8 protein-coding genes are annotated in these 12,602 nt (G+C 72.1%); 5 read left to right on the top strand and 3 right to left on the bottom strand.

Translation table 11 applies throughout. From position 1 onward, the window contains the following. The first annotated feature begins 39 nt into the window (after positions 1–39). The 3 genes from ACXJKL_RS09650 (at position 40) to ACXJKL_RS09640 (ending at position 7,179) form a co-directional block, all read left to right on the top strand. On the top strand, positions 40–4,992 hold the full coding sequence (locus ACXJKL_RS09650; protein ID WP_457206845.1) for an MSCRAMM family protein: 4,953 nt from the start codon (positions 40–42) through the stop codon (positions 4,990–4,992). A 212-nt stretch (positions 4,993–5,204) separates the two neighbouring features. Further along, positions 5,205–6,305 carry a carboxypeptidase regulatory-like domain-containing protein gene (locus ACXJKL_RS09645; protein ID WP_457206844.1) on the top strand — a complete coding sequence of 367 codons (1,101 nt, stop codon included), beginning with the start codon at positions 5,205–5,207 and terminating at the stop codon, positions 6,303–6,305. A 61-nt stretch (positions 6,306–6,366) separates the two neighbouring features. Further along, positions 6,367–7,179, top strand: coding sequence for a crotonase/enoyl-CoA hydratase family protein (locus tag ACXJKL_RS09640; protein WP_457206843.1), 813 nt, complete (start codon positions 6,367–6,369; stop codon positions 7,177–7,179). 20 nt (positions 7,180–7,199) lie between these two features. Here ACXJKL_RS09640 and ACXJKL_RS09635 read toward each other — a convergent pair whose 3' ends face one another. From ACXJKL_RS09635 to ACXJKL_RS09625, 3 genes are read right to left on the bottom strand one after another with little or no spacing between them, the layout of a single operon-like run. Further along, positions 7,200–8,219 (bottom strand): LacI family DNA-binding transcriptional regulator, encoded by a 1,020-nt coding sequence (locus ACXJKL_RS09635; protein WP_457206842.1) that lies wholly within the window; start codon positions 8,217–8,219, stop codon positions 7,200–7,202. Positions 8,220–8,229: 10 nt separating this feature from the next. After that, complete coding sequence (locus tag ACXJKL_RS09630; protein WP_457206841.1) at positions 8,230–9,429, bottom strand: MFS transporter; 1,200 nt, start codon at positions 9,427–9,429, stop codon at positions 8,230–8,232. Continuing rightward, positions 9,426–10,334, bottom strand: coding sequence for an ABC transporter substrate-binding protein (locus ACXJKL_RS09625; RefSeq protein WP_457206840.1), 909 nt, complete (start codon positions 10,332–10,334; stop codon positions 9,426–9,428). The genes ACXJKL_RS09630 and ACXJKL_RS09625 overlap by 4 nt, the downstream gene beginning before the upstream one ends. Before the next feature lie 222 nt (positions 10,335–10,556). Between ACXJKL_RS09625 and ACXJKL_RS09620 the strand changes: the two genes are divergently transcribed. After that, entirely contained in the window at positions 10,557–11,678 is a 1,122-nt protein-coding gene (locus tag ACXJKL_RS09620) for an alpha/beta hydrolase family protein (RefSeq protein WP_457206839.1), read from the top strand. Between the two features lie 3 nt (positions 11,679–11,681). Continuing rightward, positions 11,682–12,602: NAD(P)-dependent oxidoreductase (locus ACXJKL_RS09615; protein ID WP_457206838.1), on the top strand; the 921-nt coding region annotated here is incomplete at its 3' end.

The raw sequence follows: 12,602 nt of genomic DNA, 5'->3' as shown, positions 1-12,602 counted from the left end.
GGCACGGTCACTGCTCCCGACGGCGCAGGGCTGGGCGACGTGACAGTCACGGCATACGGGAAGAGCTCGTGGGGCAGCTGGGATCGCGTCAGCTCAGCCCGTACCAACAGCTCCGGTGCGTACGTTCTCTCGGGACTGGAGGCAGGGACCTACCGGCTCGGATTCTCGACCGGCTCGGGGGAGTACCTCCGCGAGTACTGGAACGACGCAGCGACTCTCGCGGGCGCATCGGACATCACGGTCGGTGCGGACGCGCTGGTCAGCGGCAAGGACGCCCAGCTGACTGCTGCCTCGCACATCGCAGGCACCGTGACGGGCCCCGACGGGGCGGGCCTCAGCGGCGTCAGCGTGTCGGCGTACCGGCAGGGCCCGGGGAGCGCGGGCTGGACCATGGTCGACGACGTGTGGGCGAGCACGGACATCGACGGCACGTACGACCTGGGTGGTCTCGCTGCAGGCACCTACCGGATCGGCTTCTCGACGTGGTCGGGAGCGCACCTCAGCGAGTACTGGAACGACGCGGCCTCCGTGGAGTCGGCCACCGACATCGTGCTGGGGGAGGACGCGACGGTCGGCGGGAGGAACGCCGAGCTGGCAGCCGCGTCGCACATCACCGGCACGGTGACTGGTCCCGACAACGCCGGGCTCGCAGACGTGGATGTCTCGGCGTACCAGTGGTCCGCAGGCGCGGGCCAGTGGCTGCAGGTCGGCACGTGGACCCAGACGGACTCCACCGGTGCGTACGACGTCGGAGGGCTGAAGGCGGGCACGTACCGCATCGGGTTCTCGACCTGGTCGACCGGACACATCCCGGAGTACTGGAACGACGCCGCCTCGGTGGAGACTGCCACCGACATCACGGTGGGCCCGGGCGCCACCGTGGCGAGCAAGGACGCCCAGCTGGCAGAGGGGTCGCACATCATCGGCACGATCACCGGTACGGACGGCTCGGGGCTGCAGGGCATCGGTGTGATGGCCTACCAGAAGACCGCAGGGTCGACGTCGTGGACGGCGGTGATGGGTTCCTCCACCAGCACGAACATGAACGGCGACTACGACCTGGGCGGCCTGAAGGCAGGTACCTACCGCATCGGCTTCTCGACCTGGGGCACGGGCCGCATCCCGGAGTACTGGAACGACGCGGCGAGCGTCGAAGCTGCGACGGACATCGTGGTGGGCGCGAGCACGACGGTGTCGGACAGGAACGCCCAGCTGGCGGCCGGGTCGCACATCACCGGCAGGGTCACCGGATCGGGTGGCACGGGGCTGGCGGGCGCCTACGTGTCGGCCTACCAGCTGAGCGGGGGTTCCTGGAACCCCATCAACATGGGGACGAGCACCGACGCCGCGGGCAACTACGACCTGGGTGGGTTGAAGGCAGGCACCTATCGCCTCGGGTTCTCGTCCTGGTCCACGGGCCACATCGGCGAGTTCTGGAACGACGCGGCGACCGTCCAGGGGGCGACCGACATCGTGGTCGCGGCGAGCTCGACCGTGTCGGGCAAGGACGCCCAGCTGGTCTCGGGGTCGCACATCTCCGGCACGGTCACCGCTCCGGACGGTGCTGCGCTGCAGGGCGTGACCGTGACGGTGTACGAGAAGAGTGCCGAGTGGAGCTCCTGGACCCAGGTCGGTTACGTCCCCGGGGCGACCACCAACGCGGCCGGTGAGTACGACCTCGGTGGGCTGAAGGCGGGCACGTACCGGATTGGCTTCTCGTCCACGGGTGGGTACATCTCCGAGTACTGGGACGACGCCGCGACCGTGCAGACGGCCACCGACATCGTGGTCGAGGCCGGCGCGACGGCGTCGGGGAAGGACGCCCGGCTGGATTCCGGCTCGCACATCACCGGCAAGGTCACCGGTCCGGACGGCACGGGACTGCAGGGCGTGAACGTGGCGCCCTACCAGAAGGAGAGCGGCTCGGGCCAGTGGCAGCAGGTGGCCATGTCGATGACCACCAGCGCGGCCGGAGAGTACGACCTCGCCGGTCTGAAGGCGGGCACGTACCGGCTCGGGTTCGCGATGTACATGAACGGAGGCTTCCTGCCTGAGTACTGGGACGACGCGGCGACCGTGGGCGCGGCCACCGACATCGTGGTGGGTGCGAGCACGACAGTCACGGGCAAGAACGCCCAGCTCGCCACGGCGTCGCGCATCACTGGCAAGGTGACCGGTCCCGACGGGGCGGGTGTCCAGGGCGTGAACGTGATGGCGTACCAGAAGGCGGCCGGCTCGACGTCCTGGGTCCCGGTCATGACCGGGGGGTCGACCTCGACGAACGCGGCTGGCGAGTACGACCTCGGCGGCCTGAAGGCGGGGACCTACCGCCTCGGCTTCGCGACGTACATGAACGGCGGCTTCCTCCCCGAGTACTGGAACGACGCGGCGACCGTGGACGCGGCCACCGACATCGTGGTGGGCCCGAGCGCGACGGTGCCGGGCAAGGACRCCCAGCTGGCGACCGGCTCGCACATCACCGGCAAGGTCACCGGGCCCGACGGTGCCGCCCTGCAGGGCGTGAGCGTGACGGCCTACCAGAAGATGGCCGGCTCGACCTCCTGGGTCCCGATGGGCATCGGTTCCGCCACGAACGCTGCCGGTGAGTACGACCTCGGTGGCCTGAAGGCGGGCACGTACCGGATCGGCTTCTCGACGTACATGGGCGGACTCGTTCCCGAGTTCTGGGACGACGCGGCGACCCTGGACGCGGCCACCGACATCGTGGTGGGTTCGAGCGCGACCGTGTCGGGCAAGAACGCCCAGCTCGCGTCCGGATCACACATCACGGGCAAGGTCACCGGCCCGGACGGCACGGGCCTGCAGGGCGTGAACGTGATGGCGTACCAGAAGGACCGGTCGGACGAGTGGTATCGGACGTCCCTCTCGGTGCGCTCGGACGCGACCGGCCAGTTCGACMTGGGCGGTCTGACGGCGGGCACCTACCGGCTCGAGTTCGCGACGTACATGAACGGCGGCTTCCTGCCTGAGTTCTGGAACGACGCGGCGACCGTGGACGCGGCCACCGACATCGTGGTGGGCAGGGATGCGACGGTGACGGGCAGGAACGCCCAGCTCGCCACGGCGTCGCACATCACCGGCAGGATCACCGGCACCGACGGTGCCGCCCTCCAGGACGTGAGCGTGACGGCGTACCAGAAGTCGCCCGGTACGACCTACTGGAGCCCGGTCATGACCGGGAGCTCGACGTTCACGAACGCGGCCGGCGAGTACGACCTGGGCGGCCTGAGGCCAGGCTCCTACCGGATCGGCTTCTCGACCTACTCGGGCGGCTACATCGGCGAGTTCTGGGACGACGCCGCCTCGGTGGAGTCGGCGACCGACATCGTGATCGGCGCGAGCGCGACGGTGTCCGGCAAGAACGCCCAGCTGACCCCCGGGTCGCACATCACGGGCACGGTGACCGGGGTCGGCGGTGCGGCGCTCGCCAACGTCGACGTGACCGCCTACCAGTGGGACGCGGCCGACGAGTACTGGGAGGAGGTGCGGTACGCCGCCACCGACGGGTCGGGTGAGTACAACCTGCGTGGGCTGCGCAGCGGCACCTACCGGATCGGGTTCGAGGACCCGACCGGCGACCACGTGTCCGAGTACTTCGACGACGCACGCACCGTGCGGTCCGCCACCGACGTGGTCGTGGGCAGCGAGGCCACCGTGCCGGACGTCGACGCCGAGCTGGCCGCGGGGTCGCGCATCACCGGCACCGTGTCCGGCGTCGCCGGGCTGGACCTGTGGGGCGTCAGCGTCACCGCATACTCGTGGGACGAGGAGGAGCACTACTGGGCGGGGGTGCGTACCGTCGGCGTCGCGCCCGAGGGCGCGTACGACCTGGCGGGCCTGAGCGCGGGCACGTACCGCCTGGGCTTCCACGACTGGTCGGGCGACTACGCACCGGAGTACTTCGACGACGTGGCCACCATCGAGGCGGCCGCCGACATCGTGCTCGGCGACCGGGTGACGGTGTCGGGCAAGGACGCGCAGCTCGTCCCGGCCGGACGGATCTCCGGCACGGTGACCGGTCCGGCCGGTGCCGACCTGTCCGAGGTGCTGGTCTGGACCTACGTGCTCGAGGACGGCTCGTGGGAGCCGCAGATGGGCGACTACCTCGCTCCGGACGGCAGCTACGAGCTCGATGGGCTCCGTCCCGGGACCTACCGCCTCGGCTTCGAGGACGAGTCCGGCGCCCTGGACATGGAGTTCTACGACGACGTGGCCACGGTGGACGCCGCGACCGACGTGGTGGTGGCCTCCGGTGCTTCAGTTGAGGGTAAGGACGCCGCGCTCGGCACCGTCTCGGTACCGTCGGAGCCATACCGGAACACGAGCGCGCCGACGATCTCGGGGACGCCTCAGGTGGGCGCGGTCCTGACCGCCTCGCCCGGCACGTGGACCCCCGAGGCCGCGACATTCACCTACCAGTGGCTCGTCGGTGGTGCGCCGGTCGACGGTGCGACGGCTCGGACCTTCGTTCCCGGCAGCGGGCACGTCGGCACGAGGATCAGCGTGCGGGTCACGGCCTCCGGCCCTGCCGGGCCGAGTGGTACGGCGACGYCCGTCCAGACCGCCGCCGTCACGCCGACGCCGCCCCCCACGCCGACCCCGACCCCCACCCCGACCCCGACGCCGGTACCGGTGCCAACCCCCACCCCGACTCCCACGCCGACGCCGGCACCGGCACCGGCACCTACCCCGGTGCCAACCTCGTTGGTCGTCGACGTCGCGCCCAAGGCGGCGGGCACGCTGCGGGTCGGCACGAAGGTGAAGGTCTCGCCGGGTGTGTGGAACGTGCGGGTGAGCCTCAGGTACCAGTGGTTCGCCAACGGCAAGAAGATCAGGAAGGCGACGAAGGCTGCGTACAAGCTCACGGCACAGGAGAAGGGCAAGAAGATCCTCGTCAAGGTGACCGCCTCGGCCGCCGGCATGCCAGCCAAGGTGGTCACGGTGAAGTTCAAGGGCAAGGTGACCGGTTGATGTCCTGAATGAGGACCCGCTCCCACCGGCCATTTCGGCGGCGCTCCCGCAGGAGAGTCAGCAACAACGCATACGAGTGGTCCAGCCCGGATCTCCACTGCTCTCCCACGCCCCGTCCAGCAGACGTCCTCATTGCCCCGCTCGCGCACCGGCGTACCTAGTTTCGGGGAGGAAGGCGCCGTACCCGGTGCCCAGTGACCAAGGGGACTCCGATGAACCAGCGCATCCGTCAGGTCGGGGGAGCACTGCTCGCCGCCACCGTGGGGCTGTCGTCCCTCGTCGTCATGTCCGGCTCGGCCGACGCCGCCGGTCAGCCCGCCCGGATCAAGGGCATGGTCGTCGCGCCCGGCGGAGCGCCGCTGGCCGGCATCCACGTCTCGACGCTCAAGTGGGACGCGGACCTCGACCTGTGGAGCACGGCGGACTCCGACGTCACCGGTGTCGACGGCAGCTACAGCGTCGGCAAGCTGACGGCGGGCACGTACCGGGTCCGCTACTACGACCCGAGCGGCCGCCTGGCGACCGAGTTCTACAACGACAAGACGCGCGCGGCCGACGCCGAGCCCATCGACGTCAGCAAGGGCAACCTGGTGCTCGACCCGGCGGAGCTCGGGGCGTCAGCGCACCTGGCCGGGCGGGTCACCGACAGGGACGGTGCGGGCATCCCGGGCGCGAAGGTCACCGCCTACGTGCAGCAGGTCGGCGAGTGGATCGAGTTCCAGTCGGTCGACGCCGACCCTGACGGTAGGTACGACCTGGGCGGCCTGCCGGGCGGGGGCTACACGCTCGGCTTCACCGACCCGGTCTCCGGGGTGACGGAGTACTGGAACGACCGCCCCACCCTGGTCGACGCCTCCGCCATCCAGGTCTCCAGCTTCGGTTCGAGCAACGGTCTCGACGCCCAGCTGGCCACGCCGGCCACGGTGGTGCCGACTCCGACGCCGGCGTCCACCCAGACGCCCACCACCACGCCGGCGACGCCGACGACGACGGCTCCCGCCCCGACGACGACCGCGCCCACCCCGACCACCGCGGCCCGCTCCGTGAGGGTCGTGACGATGCCCAGGATCAAGGGCTTCGCCAAGGTCGACCAGCGCCTGCGCGTCACCAAGGGCGCCTGGAACCCCACCGCGGTCTCCCGCAAGGTCCAGTGGCTGGCCAACGGCAAGAAGATCAAGGGCGCCACCAAGGCTCGCCTGCGCCTGACGGCGAAGCTGGCCGGCAGGAAGATCACCGTCAGGGTCACGGCCACGGCCCCGGGCATGACCGCGGTGACCGTCAGGACCGCTGCGGGCAAGAAGGTCAAGCGCTGACACGCTGACCCACGGACCGCAGGGGTACGGCGACGCGGGGGCGTCGCCGTACCCTTGCGCCATGCCCGACCACGACGCCGACACCCTGGTCACCTGCACCATCGAGCGCGGCATCGCGCGGGTGCGACTGAGCCGTCCCGACAAGCGCAACGCGCTCACCCTCGACACCCTCGAGCAGCTCGTGGACACCGCCCGGATGCTGGGCCGCGACAAGTCCGTGCGAGCCGTGGTGATCGACGGCGAGGGCGACGCGTTCTGCGCCGGCCTCGACTTCGGGACCGTGCTCAAGCAGCCGGTGCGGGTCGCGACCGCCTTCGTGCCCCGCCCGTGGCGCGGGACCAACACGTTCCAGGAGGCGTGCTGGGCCTGGCGCCGGCTGCCGGTGCCGGTCATCGCCGCCGTCCACGGGCACTGCCTGGGTGGGGGGCTCCAGATCGCCCTCGCCGCGGACTTCCGCATCGCCCACCCCGACTCCACGTGGTCGGTCCTCGAGGGCAAGTGGGGGATCATCCCCGACATGTCCGGCGTACGCAGCCTCGCCGAGCTGGTCGGCATCGAGACCGCCAAGCGGCTGACGATGACCGCCGAGATGTTCAGCGGCAAGGAGGCCCTCGCGATGGGCCTGGTCGGTCGCGTCGACGCCTACCCGGCGGCTGCCGCGCTGGAGCTGGCCGAGGAGCTCAAGCAGCGCTCGCCCGACCAGCTCGCCGCCGCCAAGCGGCTCTTCAACGAGACGTGGACCTCCAGCCCCCGCCAGACCTTCGCCCGTGAGCGGGTCGAGCAGGCCTTCCTGCTCTTCAACCGCAACACCAAGATCGCCCGTGAGGCCGCCTTCGGGAAGGTCGCCCCGGTCTTCGGCCCGCGCTCGCGCTGATCCCGGTCGCCCGGCAGTGATCAGACCGGCGGCGGTGCCGTGGAGCCCCGTACGACGAGCGAGAGGGGCAGCATGACCGACCGGGCCGCCCGGTCGGGCTCGGCGATGGCGTCGAGCAGCATCCGCGCCGCCTCGGCCCCGATCTGCTGGTGCGGGATGGCCAGGGTGGTCAGCGGAGGGGCCAGCTTGTCGAGGAACGGCATGTCGTTGAAGCCGACCACGCTCATCTGGCGCGGACAGTCGATGCCGCGCTCGGCGAAGACGTCGTAGCACCCCAGCGCGATCAGGTCGTTGCCCGCGACCACCGCGGTGACGTCCGGTCGCGCGTCGAGCAGCTGGCGCAGGGCGCTCGCCCCGGACTCCTCGGTCCAGTACTCGCAGGTGACGACCAGCGCCGGGTCGACATCGAGGTCCCGGTCGCGCACCGCGTTGCGGAAGGCGCGCCGGCGGGCGACGCCGGTCGAGGTGGACGCCGGTCCGGCGAGGTGGCCGATCCGGCGGTGCCCGAGGTCGGCGAGGTGCGCGACCGCCATCTCGATCCCGGCGGCGTCGTCGGGGGTGATCGAGGGGATGTCGAGCCCGTCGGGGCGACGGTTGACCATCACCATCGGCACGCCCTCCCGCTGCAGCTGCGCCATCAGCGGGTGCTCGATGAGCGCGGTGGCCACGATCAACCCCTCGACCTGGCGCGAGCGGAGCAGCTCGATCTGGGCGCGCTCGCGCTTCGGGTCGTTGTCGGTGTTGACGATGAGGCCGCTGTAGCCGGCCGGCTCCAGGACGTCCTCGATCCCGCGCACGATCGGCGGGAAGAGCGGGTTGGTCAGGTCGGGGATGACCAGCCCGACGGTGGCCGACTTGGCGGTCTTCAGCCCGCGCGCCATCGGGTTGGGCCGGTAGCCGAGGCCCTCGGCGACCTTCATCACCCGGCGCGCGGTCTCGGCGTTGACCAGCCCACGGGTCGCGGGGTTGAGGGCACGGGAGGCGGTCGCGGGGTGGACCCCGGCGGCGTCCGCCACGTCCCGGAGCGTGGGGGTCTGCACAGCAGGCATCCTAGGGTTCGCCGACCGGGACCGGACGCCGCCAGCGTCTCCGGGCCGCCCATGCGCCGATCCCGAGCGGTACGGCGAGCGCGGCGTACGCGCCGTACACGACCGTGAAGCGGCCCGCGTCGACCAGGCCGGCGACCGCGATCGCGCCGAGGGCGCTGCCGACGAAGAGCGAGGCGGCGAAGAGCGAGACCACCACGGCGCGGGCCCCCGGCAGCACCTCGGTGGCCCAGGTCTGCAGCGAGKAGTGCATCGCCGGCCACGCGATGCCCAGCAGCACCGCCGACACCACGGCCACCTCGGGTCGCTGGGACACCGCCAGCAGGCCGGTGGCGAGCGCGGCGCACGCGGCGCCCAGCAGGATCAGCCGGGCCGGGTGCCACGCGAGCGAGAGGCGTCCCACCGAGGAGGAGCCGAGCAGCACCGCGATGCCGTAGACACCGGTCACCGCGCCGGCCACGGTCGTCGACGCCCCGGCGCTCTCCACGGCCGTGGGTAGCAGGGTCAGCGCCCCCAGCAGCACGACCCCCTCGACGAAGGCGAAGAAGAGGACGAGCAGGGTGACCCGCGACCGGGCGACCGTCGCCAGCGAGGTCCACGCCGTGGCGCGCTCCCCGCTCCCGGCGGGCTCTGGCAGCCGGGCCAGCAGGACGGACAGCACGAGCGCCGCACTGCCGGTGAGGACGAAGGGGATCCGCCACGACGCGACGTCCGCGAGCAGCCCCGCCCCGGCCGACGCAGTGGCGGTGCCGACCGCGACCCCGACCATCAGCCCGGTGATGGCCTGCTGGCGGCGGGCCGGGGCGACGGTGTCGCCGAGGTAGATCAGCGCGGAGGGGTACGCCGCGCCGAAGAAGCCGCCGGCGAGCCCGCGCAGGATGCCGAGCACCAGCACCGTCGGGCTCAGCGCGGAGACCAGGCTCAGCACACCCGCCACCACCAGGCTGGTGCGCAGGGTGCGGACGCGGCCGTAGCGGTCGGAGGCGAAGCCCCACAGCGGCTGGCCGAGGCCGTAGACCAGGAAGTAGGCGCCGGCGGCGGTGACCACCTGGGTGAGGGGTACGTCGAGGCTCGCCGCGATCGCGACCAGCATCGGCGGCATCGCGAAGCGGTCCAGGGTGCTGACCAGGGTGGTGGCCTGCAGCAGCCGGAGCGGCGAGATCCGCCCGGTCGTCGCCACCTCGCTCTGCGGTGCCTCGCTCACCGGCGCACCACGAGGCCGGGATCGTCGAGGGCGCCGGCCAGCACGTCGCGCCCGTCGACCACCCGGGGCAGCCAGTGGCGGCGCAGGTCGAGCACGGTGCGCAGCGCGGCCGGGTCGACGGAGCCGTCGACGACCAGGCCGTCGCCCGGGTCGGCCAGCCGGTCGACGTACCGCTGCGCGAGCTCGTCGTCGAGGCCGAGACGGGCGGCGGCCGCCTCGACCGCGACGTCGGCCAGCCCGCCGCCAACGATGCCGGCGGAGGTCGCGGTGAGGACGGCGGCGAGGTCGTGACCCACCTCGAGATGCTCGTCGCGCACGACGCAGACCACGGTGGCGAGGTAGGGGGAGAGCTCGTCGCGCACGCTGGCGATGAGCGTGCAGCCGGCGGCCTCGGCGGTGAGCTCGTTGCCGGCCCCGAGCATGGTGGCCGCGCAGTCGCCGTCGAGCAGGGCCCGGAGCCGCTGGGGCGTCGACCCGAGCTTGACCACCTCGTAGTCGCCACGGGCCAGCCCGCGGCGCTCGAGGAGCGTGAAGAGCGCGAGCGCGAAGCCTGAGCCGGGCACGTCGACGCCGACCTTGGCGCCGCGCAGGTCGTCGAGGTCGGTGCCGGGCCGCGCCCAGACGCCGAGGCCCAGGCCGCGGTCGACGCCAGCCAGGATGCGTGCGTCGACCAGCTCGCCGAGTGGGTTGCCCGGGTCGAAGCGGTAGGCGAGCACGTTGTCGGGGTTGGTCAGGCCGACGTGCAGCTCGTCGTCGATGAGGGAGCGGAACTGCGCCGGGGACGACGTGACTCCCCGCTCGAAGACCTCCAGCCCGGCGGCGGCGAGGGCGCCGGTACGTCGCGCGACCTCCAGCACGACCGACGGCGTGAACGATCCCAGCTCCACCGCACGCGCGAGCGCCATGTCCCCTCCTGCCTCGCCGGCCGGCGCACTGCCAGCCGCGGGCACGCTACCTGAAAGTGCAGTCGATTGCAGCCCGCGCCCGTACCGCGAGCTGATCGGGAGCCTCGGACGGCGGCTCGGGCACGCCCAGCGCTTGACATTGAGTGGGGTGACGGTCAGGCTGCACTCGATTGCAGTGAGCGGCCGCACGGGTCGCCGCAGACGACCGAGCCGGAGGTGACGATGGACGAGCTGGTGGCCTCCGCCGTCGCCCACTGGGGCCCGCGGTTCACGACCAACGGCGTCACCACCGCCGACTTCACCCGGATCACGGCCGGCATCGAGCGCTGGGACGACTGGTGCCGCGCCTGGACCGACGAGGGCTCGGCGCACGAGCAGCTCGGCCGGGACGCGCTGGCCGAGGGCCGCACGCGCTCGGCCGGGGAGCACCTGGCGCGCGCCGCGGTCTACCACCACTTCGCCAAGTTCGTCTTCGTCACCGACCCCGCCCAGATGCGCGCCGCGCACGATCGCGCGGTCGCCTGCCTCACCGACGCGCTGCCCCACCTCGACCCGCCGGGCCGCCGCCTGGAGATCCTCTTCGAAGGGTCACGGCTGGTGGCGGTGGTGCGCACGCCGTACGGCGCCGGACCGCACCCGGTCGTGCTCATGCTGCCGGGGCTCGACTCCACCAAGGAGGAGCTGGGCTCGACCGCGCAGACCTTCCTGGACCGCGGGATGGCCACGGTCACCCTCGACGGTCCCGGGCAGGGCGAGGCGGAGTACGACCTGCCGCTGCGCGGCGACTGGGCGCCCGTCGCCGAGGCGGTCTGGGACGCGATCGGCACCCAGCCCGACCTCGACCGGAGCCGGCTCGCGGTGTGGGGCGTCAGCCTCGGCGGCTACTACGCGCCGCGCGTCGCCGCCGCCCTGCGCGACCGGGTGAGCGCGTGCGTCTCGCTGGCCGGCCCCTTCAACTTCGGTGAGTACTGGTCCGGACTGCCGCAGCTCACCCGCGACACGCTCCGCCACCGCTCGGGCGCGGCCGACGACGAGCAGGCGCGCAAGCGGGCCCTCGAGCTCGACCTGGCGCCCGTCGCCCAGGACCTGGTCGCCCCGCTGCTCATCGTCTTCGGTCGTCAGGACCGGCTGATCCCGTGGGAGAACGCGGTACGCATGCGCGACGCCGTCGCCGGCCCGGCCACCCTCCTGATGCTCGAGGACGGCAACCACGGCTGCGCCAACGTCTCGCCGCAGCACCGACCGATCACCGCCGACTGGCTCGCCRCCCGGCTGCTGGGCGGACCCGAGCCACGTTTCCCCACCACCGCAGATGCAGTGAACACCGCTGAGAAGGCAGGCTGACTGATGAACACCACCGACGCTCACACGCCCGGATCCCTGCGGGTCGGCTGGATCGGCGCGGGCCGGATGGGCTCCGCGATGGCCTCGCGGCTGGCCAGGGCGGGGGAGGACGTCACCGTCTGGAACCGCACCCGCGCCAAGGCCGAGGCGCTCACCGACGTGGGCTGCGCGGTCGCGGACACGATCGCCGACCTGCGCGGGCACGACGTGGTCTTCACCATGGTGTCGACGCCGGCCGACCTCGAGCAGGTGCTCACCGGCCCCGACGGCCTGCTGGCCGACCCGGACCACGTCCCCGGCTGCGTCGTCGACTGCTCGACCGTCTCCACCGAGTCGTCCGCCGCGATGCGCGCGGCCTGCGCCGAGCGCGGGGTGGCCTTCCTCGCCTCCCCGGTGAGCGGCAACGGCAAGGTGGTCCGCGCGGGCGGCCTGAGCCTCGTGGTCTCCGGTCCCGAGGAGACCTACCAGCGGGTGGCGCCGCTGCTCGACCACCTGGGCAAGGGCGCGACGTACGTCGGGGAGGGCGAGCTCGCCCGCCTCGCCAAGATCTGCCACAACGTGATGCTCGGCGTCGTCACCCAGAACCTCGCCGAGATCACCGTTCTCGCCGAGAAGGGCGGGATGTCGCGGGCGGCGTTCCTGGAGTTCCTCAACAAGTCGGTGATGGGCTCGGTCTTCACGACCTACAAGAGTCCGGCGTTCGTGCACCTCGACTACACGCCGACCTTCACCCCGATCCTGCTGCGCAAGGACTTCGACCTCGGCTTCGCGGCGGCGCACGAGCTCGACGTACCGATGCCCGTGGCGGCCGCGGCGGCCGCCGCCGTGCAGGGCACCGTCAGCAGCGGTCGCATCGAGGAGGACTTCGCGATCCTGCTCGACCAGCAGGCGATGCTCTCCGGGCTCGAGCTCAAGCCCGAGGAC

The sequence above is a fragment of the Nocardioides sp. P5_C9_2 genome (assembly GCF_054049555.1).
Note: the sequence above shows the minus strand (reverse complement) of the source record. Positions and strands in the feature narration are given on the sequence as shown.

Excerpts from the sequence above, each read along its gene's own strand:
- ACXJKL_RS09625 (WP_457206840.1), bottom strand. The coding sequence starts at position 10,334 with ATGGCGCTCGCGCGTGCGGTGGAGCTGGGATCGTTCACGCCGTCGGTC.
- ACXJKL_RS09640 (WP_457206843.1), top strand. The coding sequence starts at position 6,367 with ATGCCCGACCACGACGCCGACACCCTGGTCACCTGCACCATCGAGCGC.
- ACXJKL_RS09645 (WP_457206844.1), top strand. The coding sequence starts at position 5,205 with ATGAACCAGCGCATCCGTCAGGTCGGGGGAGCACTGCTCGCCGCCACC.